This window comes from Bacillus sp. FSL E2-8900, assembly GCF_037966225.1.
GTDB lineage: Bacteria > Bacillota > Bacilli > Bacillales > Bacillaceae_G > Bacillus_A > Bacillus_A cereus.
In genome coordinates, this window is record NZ_CP150193.1 from 3,348,949 (window position 1) to 3,368,352 (window position 19,404).

Consider the following 19,404-nt stretch of genomic DNA (forward strand, 5'->3'; position numbering starts at 1 on the left):
AAATATACTTTTAGGTTTGATTTACTATAGGAAACAATTCCGAAAGAGGAACTACTCTCCCCACCTCGTCTTTAAACACAATATGCTCTCTAGTTAAATGGCGCGGGCTCTTCACTCCCGCCGCTGCCGCTAATGAAAATAAACTATATCTCATACTAATAATATAATTCATGACTCGCCACTTCTTCTCATACGGATCTAACGCTTTTTGATAATGCGGATTCGTCGTGGCTACACCAGATGGACATTGACCAGAATTACATTGAAGGGCCATAATACAGCCACTTGCCATCATAAACCCACGGGCTGAACTTACAGCATCCGCCCCAATCGCTAAAGCAATCGCCACTTTATCTGGTGTGATTAATTTACCCGATGCAAATACTTTAAACTTGTTACGGACACCATAATGGTTTGCTGTATCAATAAATGTAAGTAATGCTGGAATAAGCGGCAGTCCCATATAATCTGCCATCGATTTATACGTTGCTCCTGACCCGCCTTCTGAACCGTCGATTGTAATAAAATCTGGGTAAATGTTTAGTTCTTTCATTGTTTTTATTAAATCTTCCAAAGGCTCCTGCTGACCAATTACAATTTTCATTCCAACTGGTTTACCGCTGTTTTCTTGCAACTGTTGAATAAAACAAAGTGTATCCGCTGCATTCTTTAAAAATGAAAATCGATTCGGTGAATTAATCGTCTCTCCCTTTCGGACGTTGCGAACAGAAGCAATTTTCTCATTTACTTTTTGCCCCTCTAAATGACCACCACGTATTTTAGCACCTTGCCCAAATTTCAATTCGAATGCTCTAATATTACTTTCTTTCGCTTTCTCCATGAATTTTCCCATTGAAAAATTACCGTCTTCATCACGGTATCCAAATAACCCTGGACCAATTTGCGCAACGATATTCGCTCCTGTATGTAAATGTTCTGGAATAACGCCACCTTCACCCGTATTAATCCACGATCCGCCTGCCATTTTTGCTCCAAAACCACTCGCTAAAATATAATTTTCTCCAATCGCACCGTAAGAAGTCGCAGATGCACCAAACATGCCATGTAGCTTCCACGGATATTTACGGTTCTCACCGACTATAATTGCATCTTCTTCTTCGTACAGCCAAAGATTCGTTGTATCCGCTGTCAATTTTTCTCTTCTTGAAAAGAACCCTTCTTTATGAATCACGTACTTTTTACCTTCCCGCTCTTGCGTGAGATTCACACTTAATTCCTCAGTTAATATCGGAAATAATGTATTAGCAATATAATATCCAGAAGCTTCAAAATCTCGTTTTGATCCAAAACCAAGTATTTCAGAGCGATATTTCGCTAAAAACATAACACTTTGAAAATCATAACGTGAGAAAGGCTTTCCATCCGTATCATGATCAAACCAATATTGTCGAAATTCAGGCCCTATCTTTTCCAGTAAGTAGCGCATTCTTCCTAAGTACGGATGTAATTTTAAAATAGAATGGTGTGTTCGTTTTTTTATAAAAAATGTAATGATAAAAAAGACGATTAAAAGCAACATTAAAAATAGTAATATACTAATAATAACGAGTAGCGTTTCACTCATCCCGCTTCCCCCTATGAAATTCCATAATAAAAGGAGAACACTAGATGTGCTCTCCTTTTATCTTTATTCATACTAACGTAGCAAGATGCTCTTTCGCGTCATATTCAACTAAACTTTCAGCGTGTTTAATTCGATGAACAAAGTCTGGATTAGCAATTAACGGTCTTCCGAATGCCGCTACATCAATCGTTCCTTCTTGCAACGCTTCTTCGGCCTCTTTTGGATTTAAATTACCAACCCCAACAATCGTACCATCCCAATATTTTCTTACTAGTTGATGAAAATTCTTTCCGTCAGCAATCTCTTGGGTATAATTCATCGTTGAAGGATGGATCATCGTTAACCCAACCTCTTTAAACATATTTATGAACGTTTCAATTGCAAACTCAGGGTTTTCCCACATATAAGTAGGATTATCACCTTTGAAAGCAGAGAAACGAAGAAGTGTTTTATTAGCTCCAACAGCTTCTATTACAGCCGCCGTTACTTCTTTCATAAACGTTAACCTTTGTTTTAAATCACCGCCATATTTATCTGTTCGCTTATTCGCAAACTCATACGTAAATTGATCGATTAAATATCCGTGTGCACCGTGAATTTCTACTCCATCAAATCCAGCTTCGATCGCATTTTTCGCAGCTTGTGCGTATTGCCCGATCACTTCTTGTATTTCTTCTAACGTCATTGCTTCTGGCGTATCAAACGGTTTACGAAAGCGTGGAACATTTCCCTCTGCAGCGATAGCCGACGGTGCTTGTGGCATTTGACCACCAATTATTTCATGATGACTCATACGCCCAACATGCCATATTTGAGCAATAATCGTCCCGCCTTCTTTATGTACCGCCTCTGTAACAGGTTTCCAAGAATCGATTTGCTCTTGTGTATAAATACCTGGTACTCCTGGGTTTCCTTTTGCTCTCGGACTAATGACAATTCCTTCTGTAATAATTAGTCCAATTCCATCCGCAGCACGTTTTCTGTAGTACTCCACTACATCCGCACCAACTACTCCAGTCTCATTATCTGCAAAGCATCTTGTCATCGGTGCCATCGCTATACGATTACGAAGAGACCAAGCTCCAACTTGAATTGGATCAAACAACTTTGTTTCTTCAACGTTTTCAAAAAATCCCCCAGCATTTACATTTGTTCCTTCATAAATACTCGCTGCTTTATTACTTGAACTTGTCATTTTTCTTCCCCCTAAAAAATCTTACTATAACCGCATCATACTTACTTTTAGATAGTAACGTCAATTTTTACGACTTTACAATAAAAAATTCGAATATCCAAAAAATAAAATGCTATAAATAATATTAAAAAGGTTTCCTTAGGAGGAAACCTTTTTTGTTGACCATATATGGCTGTCAATTCGTTTATCTCTTTAATAAAAAAAACACCTTATCAATAGAAGTAAAAATGGTTCAGTATTCTTCTAAAAATAATAACTTATATACCTAAAACAATGAAAGCCCTACCTCTCTTTCATCCTTACGGCTCCTCGTCCGTGCCAGTGTGAATCAGGATTGCAAAAATCAAGTAACTATTTTATCGAAGTATTCAATTAAACTTCGAACATTCATAAATGAAATTAAAAAATAAAAATGGATTTGATTGTAGTAATAACAATAGAGGTAATGCTCTAAAAGTGGTTTGAAAGAGTTGAATGTCTTTGAAATGATAAATTTTCTATAATTATGTTCCCAAAAAATTCAAGATCTTTTTTGGGATATAATACATTATTTGTAATGAACCTTAACAAAAGCTTTTTATCTGATTTTCTGTGATACCTTCAATTAATCCCAGTTCACTAATCAAAAATTCATATGCGTTATCTAACATCTTCTTTTCGCTTGCATTAAGTGCTTTTTCTTTCTGTATACGCATTAAATCACGCACAACTTCAGCACCTTCTTGCATTTTACCCGTCTTTATTTTATCAGTGTTCAATTTATACCTTTGTTTCCATGTAAGTAATCTATCTGATTCCCCATGTTGAAAAATATCCATTATGTGTGCTAATGCGGTTATATCCGTAACTGGACGTATATTCGAATTCAATATTCTCCCTGCTGGAATCATTAGTTCCATATTACTAGCCGACATTTTTATAACATAATACTGTTGTTTTTCTCCTGAGATTTCCTTCTCTTCTATGGCTTTAATTATACCTGCTCCCTGCATTGGATAAACAATGTTATCGCCAATTTGAAACAAATAATCCACCTCCATATATGGTAACCTTCTCAAGCTTAACATACTTTTAGTTTTTTAGCAAAATTTTTATTTTATCATAAAATTATTTTACACGTCAATACTTCAGAAGCAAGAAATTAAATTTACACAATACACTATAAAAATCGCAATTCCATTAACGGTTCCACACACATTCATTCTCTTTTAATACAAAAACACATCACTACATTTAAGTAGTGATGTGTTTTTGTTAAGGCATAAATAAAGATCTACTTTTCCGTCTATATACTAACTTGCTTACTAACCGTTTCCCTCGCTAAAAGAAAACTCATAATCACTTGCGCTGCTACTCTACTCGTCATATCTCTGAAATCAAGAGTTGGATCAATCTCTACTATATCCATCCCTTGAACGAGCGGTTCTTTACCAAGGAATTCAATCGCATCTAGTAAAGTCGTACTATCCATTCCACCAGGCCCAATTGCTGGACAACCTGGCGCAAACGCTTGGTCTAGCACATCCATATCAAGAGAAATATAAATAGAAGTCACACCTTGATTTCTTAATAATTCAATACTTTCCGTGATAATATCTTTTATTTCTCGCTCTCGTACGTCTTTCATTGTATACACTGTTACACCATGCTCTATTGCATATTCATGGTACGCACGTGCATTAGAAAAATTACGAATTCCAATTTGAACAAGTTGTTTCCCTGTAATGATATCATTTTCTAGTAAACTACGGAATGGTGTACCATTTGACGGGCCTCCATCATCTAAATTACGTAAATCATGATGAGCATCAAATTGAATAATTCCGACCTTTCCTTTACTGTTTGCAAAACCTGTTATACTCGGAAAACTAATCGAGTGGTCACCCCCAAGAACGATTGGTATCATGTTCGGGTTTACTTTCGTTACATGACCAACTGTTTCCGCAATTCGTTTATGACTTTCTTTTATATCCGTCACATGCATCGTAATATCGCCGCAATCATATAAGACACTTTCTTTCATATCGTGTTTTTCTGTAATTGCATATGTGCTATATGCATCTAACATCGCACGAATTGTCTTTGGAGCAAAACTTGCTCCTGAATGACTAATAGATGGTTTAGAAAGGGGTGCTCCAATTAAGGCAGCACCGAATATTTCTACGCCTTCCTCCCAATCTTTAATCATCTCACTCCATTTTGTCACTTCACGATCAATAAACTTTGCATTTTTCTTTAAATAGTGGCCGTGCTCCACGATTGTTCACCTCTTGTATATGCAATATTACCATTCTTCCATACTGTATTCACATGACTTACGCCGTAATGATACGGTACGTAAGCATAATTGTAAGCATCCCATAAAACTAAATCTGCCTTACGACCAACTCTAATTTTCCCAGCTACATCACCACGGTTAATAGCATATGATGAGTTAACCGTTACGGCATTCCAAACTTCTTCTGGTGTCATTTTCAGTTTTAGCATCGCAATGCTCATAATAAGCTGAATATTTTCAGTTGGACAGCTACCTGGGTTAAAGTCTGTAGCTAACGCAACTGCAACACCTTCATCAATCATTTTACGACCACGAGCAAAGCTTTCTTTATTTAAATAGAAAGTTGTTCCTGGTAATAATGTTGCTACTGTATTCGAGTTTGCAAGCATTTCAATCCCTTTATCAGAAGCTCCAACTAAATGGTCCGCTGATGCTGCACCGATTTCTGCCGCTGCTTCCGCACCACCAAGAGGGTCGATTTCATCTGCATGAATTTTCACATCAAAGCCAAGCTCTTTCGCTTTTAATAAAAATTCTTTTGATTCTTCCACAGAGAACACACCTGTTTCACAGAAAATATCAACGAACTCCGCTAATTGTTTCTCTTTCATTTCTGGTAATAAATCTAACATCCATTGTAAAAACTCTTTCGATCTACCTTTATATTCTTTCGGAACTGCATGAGCACCTAAAAATGTGGAAACTAAATCGACTGGATGCTCTTTTTGTAATTGTGCTGTTGCCTCTAATTGTTTCCATTCCGTCTCATCATCTAATCCATAACCACTCTTCGCTTCTACAGTAGTAACTCCGAAAGATAGCATACGGTCTAAATGGAATTTCGCTTTTTGAACAAGTTCTTCTTTCGACGCCTGTTTCGTTGCATTTACAGTTGCAAGTATGCCTCCGCCTTGTTCTAAAATTTCTAAGTACGGAACTCCTTGTAGTTTTAGTGCGATTTCATTTTCACGAGATCCACCAAATACAAGGTGAGTATGCGGGTCAACAAGACCAGGAGAAACCATTTTCCCGCCGCAATCAATAACTTCTCTCGCTTGTAATCCTTTCGCTTCTTCCGCTGTTCCAACAAAAGTAATTACACCATTTTCAATTCCAACCGCACCGTTTTCGATAACAGGAAGCGTGTTCATCGCTTCCCGTCTTAACAAGCCATCTTCTTGATCCATTGTTAGTAATTGACCGATATTTATTAGTAAAGTGTCCAGCATGTTTTCTCCTCCTTATTTCATCATCGGAATGTTAACGCCTTTTTCTTTCGCAGTTTCCACAGCTAAGTCATACCCTGCATCCACGTGACGAACAACACCCATACCAGGATCAGAAGTTAATACGCGCTCAATTCGTTTTGCTGCTGCTTCTGTTCCATCTGCAACGATAACCATTCCCGCATGAAGTGAATAACCCATACCAACGCCACCACCGTGGTGAACAGATACCCAGCTCGCACCGTTTACACTATTAATTAATGCATTTAAAATTGGCCAGTCAGCTACTGCATCACTACCGTCTTTCATCGCTTCTGTTTCACGGTTTGGAGATGCTACTGATCCGCAATCTAAATGGTCACGACCAATAACAATCGGTGCTGATAATTCACCATTTGCAACCATTTCATTAATGATGCGACCAAATTTCGCACGCTCACCGTAACCTAACCAACAAATACGTGATGGAAGTCCTTGGAACTCAACTTGTTGACGTGCCATACGAATCCAGTTACATAAATGTTCATTATCAGCGAACTCACGTAAAATTACTTCGTCTGTTTTATAAATATCTTCTGGATCACCAGAAAGTGCTACCCAGCGGAATGGCCCTTTTCCTTCACAGAATAATGGACGAATAAATGCTGGAACGAATCCTGGGAAATCGAAAGCATTTTTCAAACCTTCATCGAAAGCAACTTGGCGAATGTTATTTCCATAATCAAATGTAATTGCACCTTTTTCTTGCATCGCAAGCATCGCTTCCACATGTTTTGTCATACTTTCTTTTGATAATTGTACGTAACGTTCTGGATCTTTTTCACGAAGTTTCGCTGCTTCTTCTAATGTGTAACCTACTGGAATATAACCGTTTAATGGATCATGAGCAGATGTTTGATCTGTAACTAAATCTGGCGTAATATCACGCTTCACTAGTTCTGGTAAAATCTCTGCCGCATTTCCTAGCAAGCCAATTGAAATTGGTTCTTTCTTCTCTTTATACTCGTTCGCAACAGTTAATGCTTCTTCTAATGATTCTGTATACATGTCACAATATCTCTTTTCAATACGACGATCGATGCTGCGCTTATCAACATCAATAGCAATGACAACACCGCCGTTCATCGTTACAGCAAGAGGTTGTGCACCACCCATACCACCTAAACCAGCAGTAAGTGTTAATGTACCTTTTAATGAACCGTCGAAATGTTGACGAGCTGCTTCACCAAATGTTTCATATGTTCCTTGTAGAATCCCTTGTGTTCCAATGTAAATCCAGCTACCAGCTGTCATTTGTCCGTACATCATAAGACCTTTTTTCTCTAGTTCTCGGAAGTGATCCCAGTTTGCCCATTTTGGTACTAAGTTTGAGTTCGCTAACAGAACGCGAGGTGCATCTTCATGTGATTTAAAAATGGCAACTGGTTTTCCTGATTGAACAAGTAACGTTTCATCGCTTTCTAACGTTTTTAATGAATCTACAATCGCCTGATAGCTTTCCCAGTTACGAGCTGCACGGCCAATTCCGCCATACACAACTAATTCTTCTGGTTTTTCAGCAACTTCCGGATCTAAATTGTTCATTAACATACGAAGTGCAGCTTCTTGCACCCACCCTTTCGTTTGTAACTCTGTACCTCTTGGCGCGCGAATTGTTTGTTTTACTTTTTCCATTTCAATCTCTCCCTTTTCTCGTTTTATAGTGCTGCGTTTACATCCAATCTTTCTTTTATCGAATAATTCGTTTTTAACCAATGTGCAATATTTTCAATATCCGTTGAGAAGATGCGATCATTTGTAATAGATGGTACTTGCTGACGCCCTTGATGGTAGAAGCTCTTCGTCACTGTACTCATGTTTTCAATCCCGCGATATTCTGCCGCTTGCATCGCACAAATCATTTCAATTGAAAGAACACGTCTTACATTTTGAATAATTTGATGTGCATGACGTGAAGCGATTGTTCCCATACTTACGTGATCTTCTTGGTTAGCTGATGACGGGATTGAATCAACACTCGCCGGATGTGCTAACGTTTTATTTTCAGAAACTAGTGACGCTGCAGCATATTGCATAATCATTGCACCAGACTGAAGTCCTGGTTCTGGACTTAAAAATGGCGGTAAATCGTTTAACTGCGGATTTACTAAACGCTCAATACGACGCTCTGAAATGTTTGCAAGTTCTGCCATTCCTACTTTTAAGAAGTCCATCGCAAATGCAATTGGTTGACCGTGGAAATTACCACCTGAAATTACTTTTTCCCCGCCATCAAAGATTAGCGGATTATCTGTCGCCGCATTCATTTCAATTTCTAATTTTTCTTTCACATAATTTAATACTTGCCAAGAAGCACCGTGTACTTGCGGGATACAACGAAGTGAATAGGCATCCTGTACACGTAGTTCTCCTTGTTTTGTTGTTAACTTACTATCATGAAGAATGTCACGAATTCTGCTTGCTACATCCACTTGCTCTTTATAACCACGTGCTTTATGAACATTTTCATCAAATGCATCAATAATGCCTTGTAACCCTTCAATTGTCATCGAAGCAATTAGTTCAGCTTGATACGCCGTTGCTTCTGCTTCTATATAAGAAAGAACTCCTTGTGCTGTCATCGCCTGCGTACCATTAATTAACGCAAGACCTTCTTTCGCTTCAAGTTCAATTGGCTCAAGCCCTTCTTCTGTAAGAGCAACCATTGCATGAACGCGTTTCCCTTTATAGAACACTTCACCTTCGCCTAATAATACGAGCGCAAGATGAGATAAAGGCGCTAAATCTCCACTTGCACCAAGTGAACCTTGTTGCGGAACGACTGGATGAATTTTACGATTTACAAACTCAAGAAGCATATTTACAACAAGCGGCCTTACGCCTGATACTCCTTTAAGCATCGTGTTCGCTCGTAAAATTAACATTCCGCGCGATACTTCTTCCGGGAATGGATCACCTATCCCACATGCATGTGACTGAATTAAATTATGTTGAAGTGCCTTTACATCATCTTTTTGGATAAGCACATCACTAAACTTTCCAAATCCAGTTGTAATACCGTAAACGACTTTTCCGTCCTCTACAATTTTCTCAACTACTTCGCGGCACTCCGCTACCTTTTGCATACTAGTTGGACAAGCTGTTACACCTTCTCCTTCCAGTAATAACCTCTTCATTTCTTCAACTGTCAATGTATGTCCTGTTAACGTAATCATCATTTTTCCTCCTTAAAAAGGCAAAAGGGGACCTTATCTTTTTAAGACAGACTTCTGTCCTAAAAAAGTAAGGCCCCCTTCTAACTAATAGACTATGGGCAAATCATATGTGATTAATTCCTAAACCAATCGCCTCATGCTCAGATCCTTTTACAGGTGCACCAATCGTTCCATATAATGCAACAGCAACCCATTCGCCTTCTTTTTTCCCGTCGTATGGTGTACCGCGCACAATCGCAAAACGAAGTCCTACTGTACGAAGAACGTCTGCTAACTGAATTTGACCTCTCGTCACTCCGTACAAAGCTTCCATAATTGCATGATAAAGTGCATGTGTTTCTCTGTAAACGTCTGTTTCAATAACTTGGTTGCTTTTAGCCGCTGTTTCCATTGCTGCGACAACCTTTTGCGAATTCATCGAACCCACTTTCCCCGTACAATACTTCCAACCTTTTGGAATGGATAATACAGGACTTTCATTCTCATCCGCAAGTGCCAACAGCATGGCCATACGACCAATTCGATGTGTTCCTTGAAGAAGCATGTGACTCTCTCATTTCTTTTGAATTATTTGAATATTACTTAATTTAAGAATATATGAAAACGGTTAAATCGTCAATAGTTTAAAATCATATTCAAACATTTTTTTCATCCCCCTAATTTTGTGTACACAAATGATTTACACAAAATTTCCAGACGTGCTATAGTCTCACTAACAGATGCAAAGGGGCGAAATTTCAGTGACAAAACGAAAAGATATTCATTTTCGAATTGAAGAGAAATTACTTGAAAGGTTTGAATCAGCACTCCATTACGAAGGTTTAAAGAAAACAGATGTATTAACACATGCAATCCAACAATTTTGCACAAAGGTGGAATGTGACAAAATGAATGATGTAAAACGTCAATATAACGTTAGCAACCATTTACAAACACGCATCGACACACATACACATTACGAAGAAAAACACGTAGATTTAGATAAGATCGTCATTGAACATTTACACCTTCAAGGGGATGAAAACATATTAGAGGTTGGGTGCGCTAGTGGAAAATTCCTTTCCCTTTTACAAACAAATGGTCATAAAGGCCCATTAACCGGGTTTGATCAATCCGAAGCTATGCTTGCTGAAGCTGCTAAAATAAATAACTTAATAGAATGGAAACGAGGGGACGCTAGTAAACTTCCTTTCGAAACAAATTGTTATGACCTAATAATTGCAAGACATATGTTATACCATGTGAAAGATGTTGAAAAAACAATTCAAGGCTTTTATAAAGTCATTCGTTCTGGCGGAACACTTTTAGCTACAACAAATTCTAAAGTTTCATTACCTCGTATAGTTGAAATGTGTAACAACATGCTTGACGCATTTGATCTACCGAAAACATCACCAGCAGTCTCTCCATTTTGTTTAGAAAATGGTAAAGAGATAGTAGCATCTGCTTTTCAAACGGTTGAAGAAACAGTTATTCATAATGCGCTCGTTTTTGATCATGCTACCCCAATAGTAAACTATATTTCCAGCATGTTTCCATCGTTAAATATACCCGATAATATGTATCTTCAAGCCGAGATGAAAGAATGGCTAACAGAAGAAATCAACAAGGAATTATCTCTCCATAACGGTATATGGCGCGATCCAAAAACGTTAGTAATTTATCGGTGTAAAAAAGAAAAAAGCTAGCATTTGCTAGCTTTTACACGTTTTCTCGTAAAAGTTTCTCCATTACTACATTACCTTTACCACAATAAAAATCTGTATTATGTTTGTCTGCCACTCCAAAATAAGAGGCAATTGCTATTCCAAATGGTACAAATGCATGCCCTTGTGCTGTAATAATATTTGAGTGTTGCACAACTTCTTCATACACGAAATTTTCTACTGGAAAACAATCGAATTTTTGATAATCTATAGTCGCAGTATAAGAAATCTCTTTAAATAACCCTGCTTTTGCTAGCGCATACGGTCCAGCACAAATTGCCGCCACTAATTTTTCTTGTTCATGAAATTGACGAATGATTGAAAAAAGAGGTTTTGCATCTTCCAACTGTACTTCTTCTCCACCTGGAATAAGTATCCCCTCATACTCATCTACACGTACTTCACTTACTTCTATATGTGGCTGCACTTGCAACCCAGTTTCACTTATAACCAATTCATTCGTTAAGCCCGCTGTAATGATTTCATATTTATTTTTCAGCAATGCCGTCGCTACTGTTATTTCAAACTCTGCAAATGTTGAGTATACAAATAAAAGTATTTTTTTCATAGCCCTCTCTCCTTTAACCAGTCCATAAAATATACCTCTAAATCGTCCACTGTTAATCTATTCGTGTCCACATAAGTTACAGGAAATTGTTTATACCAGTCTTTTTCAGTTTCTACTAATTTAAATTGCTCCTCAAACGTACTTCTGTTTCTTGTTCTATCATTATTTTTTCTATCATATACATTCTTTTTCGTAACATCTAAGTAAAAAATCACATCCGAACGGCATTCTCTTAATTTATATAATTCATCTTTCAATTCAGTTTCTATATCCCACTCTTCTCCTATAATCGTTGGATAAAAGAGTGTAAAAAACTCAATGTCTTCTGGTCCGCGATCAAAAATTACGACTGAATCTTTCACATTTTGAAACTCCTTTATTTTTGCTTCCATAAACATTTTTTGATTCATAATAAACCCTACTTTTGAATTCATATCTAAATTCAATTTTTTTCGCTTCTCTACAATTGGATATGGATTTTCATATATAACTCGAAACCCTCTCTTTTCTAACCTTTTTGCTAATGTTGTTTTTCCGCTAGCCATCGGCCCTTGCAGTGAAATTACGTATGTCACACCTCTCATTCCCTTACACTTTAGTACACCTATAATATACAGAATCTTGAAAACTCTCAACATTATATATATCATCTTGTTTCTTATTCTTATCTAACTTATAATGAAAAATAGAGATTATGACGGACGCATCAATAATGTAAGCTTGGAAATCCAAGCTTACATTATTTTTTGCTTTCCCTTTTCTAATAAAAAGAGTATACTAGATTAGAACGTATGTTCTTAATAATTACATACAGTAAGGAGATAGAACAATGGTATACGACACAAAAGCAATTTCTTGGAATGAATCTTTAAAACAACTTCAACGCCGCTATACAAACAAACAAGTTGACCGAAAAGAATTTGAGGATATTGAACTGATGGAATTCTTCCGCGATAACGACTACATTTCTTTACCTACACACATAAGCGGCCTATCAAAAACACGTTTTACTTCTTACTCTATTTTCACAACTGAAGATAAAGATCGTAAAGTTGGCACATTAATCATTGAATATGTAGAAGATGATAATAATAATTTACATGTGGAACAACTATACTTTGTTTAGATGATAACGCTTGGTCAAAATGACCAAGCGTTCTTGCTTTCTATGAATCTCACTGTATATAATATGAATAAAAGAAAACCGCTATCATTAAGGGGGGATATGCTTGCTCGAAGGATGGTTCAGTTGGTTCATTGTATTATGGACGGTTATTTTATTAGGGCTTATGTCTATCGGTGGATACTTTATGTTCAGAAAATTTTTAAAACGTTTACCAAAAGAAGACGGCATGTCCATTTTGGATTGGGAAGAACACTACATAAATAAAACGAGACATTTATGGGCTGACGAACAAAAACAATTGTTAGAAGAGCTTGTAAGTCCTGTTCCAGAACTATTTCGCGATGTTGCAAAATCAAAGATTGCTGGAAAAATCGGGGAACTTGCATTACAAGAAAATGCCTCTCAAATTACACAAGACTTACTTATTAAAGGATATATCATTGCCACACCAAAGCGTGATCATAAATTTTTAATTAAAAAACTACAAGAAAAAAAGATTGATTATTCTAACTATCGATCTTTACTCGCAAAGTAACTTCATATTATTTTCGATAAAAAAGACAGCGCCTTTGACGCTGTCTTTTTATTTGGTACATATACAGTTTTTAAGTTAGCTTCATATCTTTTTCATTATAAAAACCATCTTCTTTTTCCATTTCCTTCTGTAATTTCGTAAAGGAACGATACATTGCAATTCTCCATGACACAATCATCGCGAACGCAAGTAAAAAGAACATGCCACTAAGTTGTCCTAAATCAAGAGATTGGCTTAAGTATGTTTTAAATACAATCCGCACTACAAGTAATCCAATTAATATAAAAACAAAGGCTTTTGAACGCTTCAAATAAATCTCTTGTCCTCTAATTTCAAATTTAGATGTTTTAATAAGAAAAATAGAGAAAAACAAACCGACGCCAATTGCTTCTAACATTTCCGCTGGAGTTAATCGAAATTCAGGAAAAACATACATCAATGCTCCCGTGCTCATAAAAAATGGCGGAAGTATAATTTTTTTCAATGTTGCAGGTTTCTTAGCTGCTTTTAAACGAATAAACATCGCACCGACAGCCATACAAACAGCAACGATACTTGATAAAAGAACTATGTTCATATTTTCTCATCCTTTTTTGTGGCTATATGCAAAATATACTTTCATTATATGCTTTTCCGTTAGTATTTCCAACATTTTCGCAGAATAATACTAAAAACCGGTAAAACCACCAAATAAACTTGAGAAATATACGATAATTTTCGTCATCCAGTTAAAGTATAGGAAGACCCCCATAACAATCATAATATATCCTCCGACTTTCATGAAGGCCATACTATTTCTTTTAATCCAAGACATTTTCGTAATAAAGAATGACAGTACGAAAAACGGGATAGCAAATCCAAGTATGTAAGCAATCATGTAAATCATTGCTGATTCTGGGTTTGTTGCTGCTAATCCAATTACAGACACTAGAATTGGTCCGGTACATGGCGTCCACCCTGCTGCAAAGGCTAATCCAATTAGTACTGATCCAAAATAGCCACTTGGACGATTTTTAAATGTAAATTTACGGTCTTGCATTAAAAATTTCGGCTTAAACACCCCAACAATAATTAAGCCGAACACGATGATAAATATACCACCTAACTGTCTGATTAAATCTTTATAGTCAGTAAAGATTCCTCCAATAAAACTTGTACCAAATCCAATTGCAATAAATATAATTGAAAATCCAAGTAAGAAAAACGCTGTATGTATCATACTTCTTTTGCGAAGCATTGCATTTTCTTCTTTCAATTCAGAAACCGACATACCTGTTATGTACGATAAAAATGCCGGATAAAGCGGTAAGCAACATGGGGAAATAAATGATAAGAACCCGGCGCCAAACGCTAAAAAAATACTAATATCTTGCATCATTCCACTCCTCTCCCTAAATATTGTAACAAAAACACATAAAAATACTATGAACAATTCGTGAAATCAATTTTACAACGTGGCAATAAGAAAAACCGTACTTCCTCACAGTTTCTAATAAAACGTTTTCATTTCCTTCTATTATATAGAAAAAACTCAAATGGATTATGAAACTCCTTTAATTGTCACTACCATAACAAAGGTAACATAGTTTCTCAAATAATTAGCACGTTACTAGTACGTCCATATACATATTGGTTTAAAAAATATTTTTTTCAAATGCTAGCTCTATACAATGCAAAGTTGATTTTATAATACTTCTACTATTAATAATTTCAAGATTATGCATAAATATCATACTTTTATTATTATTCTATAAAATGTCATACTTTTCTTTCATTTGACCCTTTATTTCTAATTTTGTATACTTCCCTCTAGTTATATATTTTCGATACGGAACAACTTCATATAGATGGGAGGAATTTTTCATGCTTCGTTATTCTCTTTTAGTTTTATTAGGAGCGTGTAGTTATGGAATTTTAGCTATTTTTGTTAAGCTTGCATATGCAGAAGGATTTTCACTTGGAGAGGTAATTGGCAGCCAATATTTGTTCGGTTGGATTATTTTGCTTGCTATTACACTTCTATTTTCTAGACATCGCGTTCCTTTAAAGCAAGCATTACTTTTATTCGTTGCAGGAACATCTGCAAGTTTTACCGGGATTTTTTATTATGCTTCATTAAAAACTGTACCAGCTTCTATTGCAATTATTCTTTTATTCCAATTCGTTTGGGTCGGAATTATCATTGAAGCAGTCGCAACAAAAACATTACCTTCAAGAGAAAAAGTTATTTCTGTTATTTTCTTACTTGTAGGGACATTTTTATCAAGTGGTTTACTTGAACAATCAGCAGGTGCTTTCGATACGACTGGGATCATTTTAGGTTTATTATCTGCAGTTACATTCGCAACATACATTTTCGTGAGCGGAAAAGTTGCTGTTGAAGTACCTTCATTACCGCGCGGTGTTCTCTTAATGACCGGTGCTTTAACTTTAGTCATGATTGTATTCCCACCAACATTTATTTTTAATGGTGCCATTTCTCAAGGTCTTTGGAAATACGGTTTAGGATTAGGAACATTTAGTATCGTAATTCCATCTATTGCCTTTACAATCGGTATTCCAAAAATCGGTTCTGGCTTAGCAACTATTCTTGGTGCAGCGGAACTACCAGTTACAACAATTATGTCAGTATTCGTTTTAAAAGAGGCTGTACTATCTTCACAATGGTTCGGTGTATCACTTATTTTAATCGGGATTGCAATCCCGCAAATTGCATACGCAATGCGTGGACGTTATCGTAAACATCATACGCATAAAAAAGTCGCAGCATAAAGTGAAACTTTAATTAGTTGAACCAATCGGACTGCCCATTAATACGGGATAAACGAGAGAGGATTTTCATTTGAGAATCCTCTCTTTTATTGTTGTATACTTATGATAAATATTTTGCTGAAGAAAGAAGGCATACTACATGGTATCTATTTCAAATCAACTAAAAGAAAAACTTATTTCCATCCGTCGACATTTACATGAGTATCCAGAACTATCATATGAAGAGTTCGAAACAACAAAAGCAATAAAAAATTGGTTAGAAGAAAAAAACATTACTATCATTGACTCCAATTTAGAAACAGGAATTATCGCTGAAGTGTCTGGTAATAAAAACGGACCAATTGTAGCAGTTCGTGCTGATATTGATGCCCTTCCTATTCAAGAAGAAACACATTTGTCCTATGCATCTAAAGTACGAGGGAAAATGCATGCTTGTGGACACGATTTTCATACAGCTGCCATTTTAGGTACTGCTTTCTTATTAAAAGAAAGAGAATCTTCCCTAAATGGAACGGTTCGCTTCATATTCCAACCAGCTGAAGAAAGTAGTAATGGCGCTTGCAAAGTTATTGATGCTGGACATTTACGTAATGTGCAAGCGATTTTCGGCATGCATAATAAACCTGATTTACCAGTAGGTACAATTGGCATTAAAGATGGTCCACTGATGGCTGGAGTTGATCGATTTGAAATTGAAATTCACGGAGTTGGTACACACGCGGCTGTACCAGATGCTGGCGTAGATCCTATTGTCGCATCCTCTCAAATTGTGATGGCACTGCAAACAATTGTAAGCCGAAATATAAGTTCATCTCATAATGCGGTTGTTAGTGTTACAAATATTCACGCAGGAAATACGTGGAACGTGATTCCTGAAAAAGCTACGTTAGAAGGAACGATTCGCACGTTCCAAGCTGAAACACGTGAAAAGATTCCAGCACTCATGGAGCGTATTATTAAAGGTGTATCTGATGCATTAGGTGTAAAAACGAAATTCCGTTTTTATTCAGGTCCTCCTGCTGTTCACAACGATAAAGCTCTTACAGACTTATCTACTCAAGTTGCCACAAAGATGAATCTTAATATCATCTCGCCTAGTCTATCAATGGCTGGAGAAGATTTCTCATTTTACCAACAGGAAATACCAGGTTCATTCGTCTTTATGGGAACGAGCGGTACACATGAATGGCATCATCCTGCTTTTACAATTAATGAAGAGGCACTGCCTATAAGTGCAGAATACTTTGCTTTACTAGCCGAAAGAGCACTTAAACAATTCTCATAAAAAAAGCCGTTCAAAGTGCATCTCAGCACCCTGAACGGCTTTTCTTATTAAGTTAAATCACGTTTTAAAAACACAGTATATGAAATACATAAAAATACGAACAAATAAAGTAGCAACATACATGATGCAAACGGGAATGTTACTCCATCAATAAAACTTCCGTTCTTTGAAATACTATATAAATCTGTGTTTGCTGGCAATAAATATTTCGCCCAGTTATATCTAGTGGCTGCTAATAACGCAATATTGCCTGATAAAGCAAGGAATAGTGAAATACCAATTGCACCTCCACTAGATCTCGTTAACACAGAAATCATAAATGCAAACGATGCGTACACAACCGTTGGTAACCACGATAAAACATAATATTTACTTGCTTCTACAAAAATGTTTTGTTTTATTATATTTCCATCTTGGAAAATAAACTCACTCCATGCAGGCTGTTGGAATTTATAAATAACAAGTCCACATAAAGCGGAGAAGATCATATTAAATATAAATAATAAAGCTGCAAATATAACGATTGCTAAAAATTTTGCTGTTAAAATTTTAAAGCGACTCGCTGGTCGTATCGTTAAAAATTTATATGTTCCCCAGCTATATTCATTCGCAAAAATTGTACTTGCATACACGAGGATAAATGGGAGCAAAATTGGAAATACGATAAAACCTGTATCTCTCATGAAAGAAAGTGGAGAACTGCTTGCCGGTGCTGTATCCGTATCTAAATGCTTCATCTTAAGCTGGTATTCTTTTACAAGCTCATCCCCTGATTTTTCTGCTAAAATAGCTTCTTTTTTCATGCCAAGCTTTTTCTCAATTTCTACAGTTCGTTCTGTATAATCTACTTTCCATCCTTTTGTTTCCGGTTCAAAATACTTTACCGTAACCCATCCTAATCCGATTATTAATACTGCAATAACTGCAAATGGAATAATCGTTCGCTTCCGCTTAAATATTTTATACAGTTCGTTATATACTAAATTAAACAATATCTTTTCCCCCTGTTAATTCTAAAAATTGCTCTTCTAACGTTTTTCTTTCTTCATATACACGATACACTTGAATATTTTTCTCAAGCAATGTACGAATAACATTTGGGATTTCTTCATCTTTTACATTAATAAGTAATTCATTATCTTTTACTAAAACATCATGCCCTAATATTTCTGCTGCTTTATTCGCATCATCTACACGTATACGGATCGTCTCCATCTCTTCGCTTTGGCTATGCTGAATATTTTGCGTAGCCACATATTCCCCGTGCTGAATAATGATAACTCTGTCACACATTAATTCAACTTCTGAAAGTAAGTGACTTGATACAAGTACAGCTTTTCCTTGTTCATGTGCAATTTTTTTTATGTACATTCTCATTTCATGTATTCCACTAGGGTCTAATCCATTTGTCGGTTCATCTAGTATCAACACGTCTGGATCGTGAATAAGTGCCTGAGCGATTCCTAAACGTTGTCTCATGCCGAGGGAATACGCTTTTACTTTGCGATCAATTACTTGTCCCATCCCTAACAATTTCACTACTTCATCGATACGTTCTTCGGTCACATTACCATTCATTCGTCCGAAATATGTTAAATTTTCATAGCCGCTCAAAAAAGGATAAAATTCAGGTGTCTCAATTACCGCTCCAATTTTCGCAGCTGTTTTTTCGAATTGCTGTTTCACAGATTGACCATCAATCCATACTTCACCTTCTGTCATACGAATCATACCAACCATCATTCTCATTAAAGTCGTTTTTCCAGCACCGTTTGGTCCGAGTAAACCGACAACCTCGCCTTTTTTCACTTCAAAACTAATATTTTGTACAAGTGTCTTTGATCCGATTCGCTTCGTTAACCGATCGACTTTTACAATTGATTGTTCATTTGTCATTCTATACAACCTTTCCT

Annotated in this window: 20 protein-coding genes; 5 read left to right on the forward strand and 15 right to left on the reverse strand. The window is 36.5% G+C overall.

The genetic code is table 11. The features are described from left to right. Positions 1–10 precede the first annotated feature (10 nt). From NST90_RS17030 to hutP, 8 genes are all read right to left on the reverse strand, one after another. Positions 11–1,585 carry an FMN-binding glutamate synthase family protein gene (locus NST90_RS17030; protein WP_283748124.1) on the reverse strand — a complete coding sequence of 525 codons (1,575 nt, stop codon included), beginning with the start codon at positions 1,583–1,585 and terminating at the stop codon, positions 11–13. Positions 1,586–1,652: 67 nt separating this feature from the next. After that, complete coding sequence (locus tag NST90_RS17035; RefSeq protein WP_000204582.1) at positions 1,653–2,780, reverse strand: alkene reductase; 1,128 nt, start codon at positions 2,778–2,780, stop codon at positions 1,653–1,655. Between the two features lie 563 nt (positions 2,781–3,343). Further along, positions 3,344–3,805, reverse strand: coding sequence for a CarD family transcriptional regulator (locus NST90_RS17040; protein ID WP_170317877.1), 462 nt, complete (start codon positions 3,803–3,805; stop codon positions 3,344–3,346). A 260-nt stretch (positions 3,806–4,065) separates the two neighbouring features. After that, complete coding sequence (gene hutG, locus NST90_RS17045) at positions 4,066–5,037, reverse strand: formimidoylglutamase (protein WP_000399849.1); 972 nt, start codon at positions 5,035–5,037, stop codon at positions 4,066–4,068. Then, a complete protein-coding gene (hutI, locus tag NST90_RS17050; protein WP_000887539.1) occupies positions 5,016–6,287 on the reverse strand; it encodes an imidazolonepropionase in 1,272 nt (423 codons plus the stop codon). Before hutI ends, hutG begins: the two co-directional genes overlap by 22 nt. A gap of 12 nt (positions 6,288–6,299) precedes the next feature. Continuing rightward, positions 6,300–7,958: a urocanate hydratase gene (gene hutU / locus NST90_RS17055; protein ID WP_000416711.1), complete on the reverse strand. Its 1,659-nt coding sequence runs from the start codon at positions 7,956–7,958 to the stop codon at positions 6,300–6,302. 23 nt (positions 7,959–7,981) lie between these two features. Continuing rightward, the gene (hutH, locus tag NST90_RS17060; RefSeq protein ID WP_000631874.1) at positions 7,982–9,499 is read right to left on the reverse strand and encodes a histidine ammonia-lyase; all 1,518 of its coding nucleotides are present in this window, start codon (positions 9,497–9,499) and stop codon (positions 7,982–7,984) included. A 103-nt stretch (positions 9,500–9,602) separates the two neighbouring features. Beyond that, entirely contained in the window at positions 9,603–10,043 is a 441-nt protein-coding gene (gene hutP / locus NST90_RS17065; RefSeq protein WP_000926516.1) for a hut operon transcriptional regulator HutP, read from the reverse strand. 196 nt (positions 10,044–10,239) lie between these two features. On the opposite strand from hutP, the gene NST90_RS17070 reads away from it, so the two are divergent. After that, the gene (locus NST90_RS17070; protein ID WP_000166760.1) at positions 10,240–11,187 is read left to right on the forward strand and encodes a class I SAM-dependent methyltransferase; all 948 of its coding nucleotides are present in this window, start codon (positions 10,240–10,242) and stop codon (positions 11,185–11,187) included. A gap of 13 nt (positions 11,188–11,200) precedes the next feature. Here the strand turns inward: NST90_RS17070 and NST90_RS17075 are convergent, their stop codons facing one another. Together NST90_RS17075 and NST90_RS17080 are read right to left on the reverse strand one after the other, a co-directional pair. After that, a complete protein-coding gene (locus NST90_RS17075) occupies positions 11,201–11,773 on the reverse strand; it encodes a DJ-1/PfpI family protein (RefSeq protein WP_000722233.1) in 573 nt (190 codons plus the stop codon). Continuing rightward, positions 11,770–12,357: an AAA family ATPase gene (locus NST90_RS17080; RefSeq protein ID WP_002024590.1), complete on the reverse strand. Its 588-nt coding sequence runs from the start codon at positions 12,355–12,357 to the stop codon at positions 11,770–11,772. Before NST90_RS17080 ends, NST90_RS17075 begins: the two co-directional genes overlap by 4 nt. A gap of 245 nt (positions 12,358–12,602) precedes the next feature. Between NST90_RS17080 and NST90_RS17085 the strand changes: the two genes are divergently transcribed. Both NST90_RS17085 and NST90_RS17090 read left to right on the forward strand, forming a co-directional pair. Beyond that, a complete protein-coding gene (locus NST90_RS17085; RefSeq protein WP_000262401.1) occupies positions 12,603–12,899 on the forward strand; it encodes a hypothetical protein in 297 nt (98 codons plus the stop codon). A 103-nt stretch (positions 12,900–13,002) separates the two neighbouring features. Next, positions 13,003–13,434: a DUF2621 domain-containing protein gene (locus NST90_RS17090; protein WP_000889377.1), complete on the forward strand. Its 432-nt coding sequence runs from the start codon at positions 13,003–13,005 to the stop codon at positions 13,432–13,434. Positions 13,435–13,504: 70 nt separating this feature from the next. Here NST90_RS17090 and NST90_RS17095 read toward each other — a convergent pair whose 3' ends face one another. The 3 genes from NST90_RS17095 to NST90_RS17105 form a co-directional block, all read right to left on the reverse strand. Continuing rightward, positions 13,505–14,011 (reverse strand): cytochrome c biogenesis protein CcdC, encoded by a 507-nt coding sequence (locus NST90_RS17095; RefSeq protein ID WP_001028439.1) that lies wholly within the window; start codon positions 14,009–14,011, stop codon positions 13,505–13,507. 90 nt (positions 14,012–14,101) lie between these two features. Continuing rightward, positions 14,102–14,809 (reverse strand): cytochrome c-type biogenesis protein CcdA, encoded by a 708-nt coding sequence (gene ccdA, locus NST90_RS17100; protein WP_001152676.1) that lies wholly within the window; start codon positions 14,807–14,809, stop codon positions 14,102–14,104. A gap of 16 nt (positions 14,810–14,825) precedes the next feature. Then, positions 14,826–14,975 carry a peptidase T gene (locus tag NST90_RS17105; protein ID WP_074619206.1) on the reverse strand — a complete coding sequence of 50 codons (150 nt, stop codon included), beginning with the start codon at positions 14,973–14,975 and terminating at the stop codon, positions 14,826–14,828. 322 nt (positions 14,976–15,297) lie between these two features. Here NST90_RS17105 and NST90_RS17110 point away from each other — a divergent pair, with 322 nt between their 5' ends. Together NST90_RS17110 and NST90_RS17115 are read left to right on the forward strand one after the other, a co-directional pair. Continuing rightward, on the forward strand, positions 15,298–16,206 hold the full coding sequence (locus NST90_RS17110; RefSeq protein WP_000947043.1) for a DMT family transporter: 909 nt from the start codon (positions 15,298–15,300) through the stop codon (positions 16,204–16,206). Positions 16,207–16,345: 139 nt separating this feature from the next. Further along, on the forward strand, positions 16,346–17,491 hold the full coding sequence (locus NST90_RS17115) for a M20 peptidase aminoacylase family protein (RefSeq protein ID WP_000253675.1): 1,146 nt from the start codon (positions 16,346–16,348) through the stop codon (positions 17,489–17,491). A 47-nt stretch (positions 17,492–17,538) separates the two neighbouring features. Here NST90_RS17115 and NST90_RS17120 read toward each other — a convergent pair whose 3' ends face one another. After that, on the reverse strand, positions 17,539–18,483 hold the full coding sequence (locus NST90_RS17120) for an ABC transporter permease subunit (RefSeq protein ID WP_000482759.1): 945 nt from the start codon (positions 18,481–18,483) through the stop codon (positions 17,539–17,541). Then, positions 18,476–19,387 (reverse strand): ABC transporter ATP-binding protein, encoded by a 912-nt coding sequence (locus NST90_RS17125; protein ID WP_000180622.1) that lies wholly within the window; start codon positions 19,385–19,387, stop codon positions 18,476–18,478. Before NST90_RS17125 ends, NST90_RS17120 begins: the two co-directional genes overlap by 8 nt. Positions 19,388–19,404: the final 17 nt, after the last annotated feature.

Excerpts from the sequence above, each read along its gene's own strand:
- ccdA (WP_001152676.1), bottom strand. The coding sequence starts at position 14,809 with ATGCAAGATATTAGTATTTTTTTAGCGTTTGGCGCCGGGTTCTTATCA.
- NST90_RS17110 (WP_000947043.1), top strand. The coding sequence starts at position 15,298 with ATGCTTCGTTATTCTCTTTTAGTTTTATTAGGAGCGTGTAGTTATGGA.
- NST90_RS17075 (WP_000722233.1), bottom strand. The coding sequence starts at position 11,773 with ATGAAAAAAATACTTTTATTTGTATACTCAACATTTGCAGAGTTTGAA.
- NST90_RS17125 (WP_000180622.1), bottom strand. The coding sequence starts at position 19,387 with ATGACAAATGAACAATCAATTGTAAAAGTCGATCGGTTAACGAAGCGA.
- NST90_RS17085 (WP_000262401.1), top strand. The coding sequence starts at position 12,603 with ATGGTATACGACACAAAAGCAATTTCTTGGAATGAATCTTTAAAACAA.
- NST90_RS17080 (WP_002024590.1), bottom strand. The coding sequence starts at position 12,357 with ATGAGAGGTGTGACATACGTAATTTCACTGCAAGGGCCGATGGCTAGC.
- NST90_RS17095 (WP_001028439.1), bottom strand. The coding sequence starts at position 14,011 with ATGAACATAGTTCTTTTATCAAGTATCGTTGCTGTTTGTATGGCTGTC.
- NST90_RS17115 (WP_000253675.1), top strand. The coding sequence starts at position 16,346 with ATGGTATCTATTTCAAATCAACTAAAAGAAAAACTTATTTCCATCCGT.
- hutP (WP_000926516.1), bottom strand. The coding sequence starts at position 10,043 with ATGCTTCTTCAAGGAACACATCGAATTGGTCGTATGGCCATGCTGTTG.
- hutI (WP_000887539.1), bottom strand. The coding sequence starts at position 6,287 with ATGCTGGACACTTTACTAATAAATATCGGTCAATTACTAACAATGGAT.
- hutU (WP_000416711.1), bottom strand. The coding sequence starts at position 7,958 with ATGGAAAAAGTAAAACAAACAATTCGCGCGCCAAGAGGTACAGAGTTA.
- hutH (WP_000631874.1), bottom strand. The coding sequence starts at position 9,499 with ATGATTACGTTAACAGGACATACATTGACAGTTGAAGAAATGAAGAGG.
- NST90_RS17035 (WP_000204582.1), bottom strand. The coding sequence starts at position 2,780 with ATGACAAGTTCAAGTAATAAAGCAGCGAGTATTTATGAAGGAACAAAT.
- NST90_RS17030 (WP_283748124.1), bottom strand. The coding sequence starts at position 1,585 with ATGAGTGAAACGCTACTCGTTATTATTAGTATATTACTATTTTTAATG.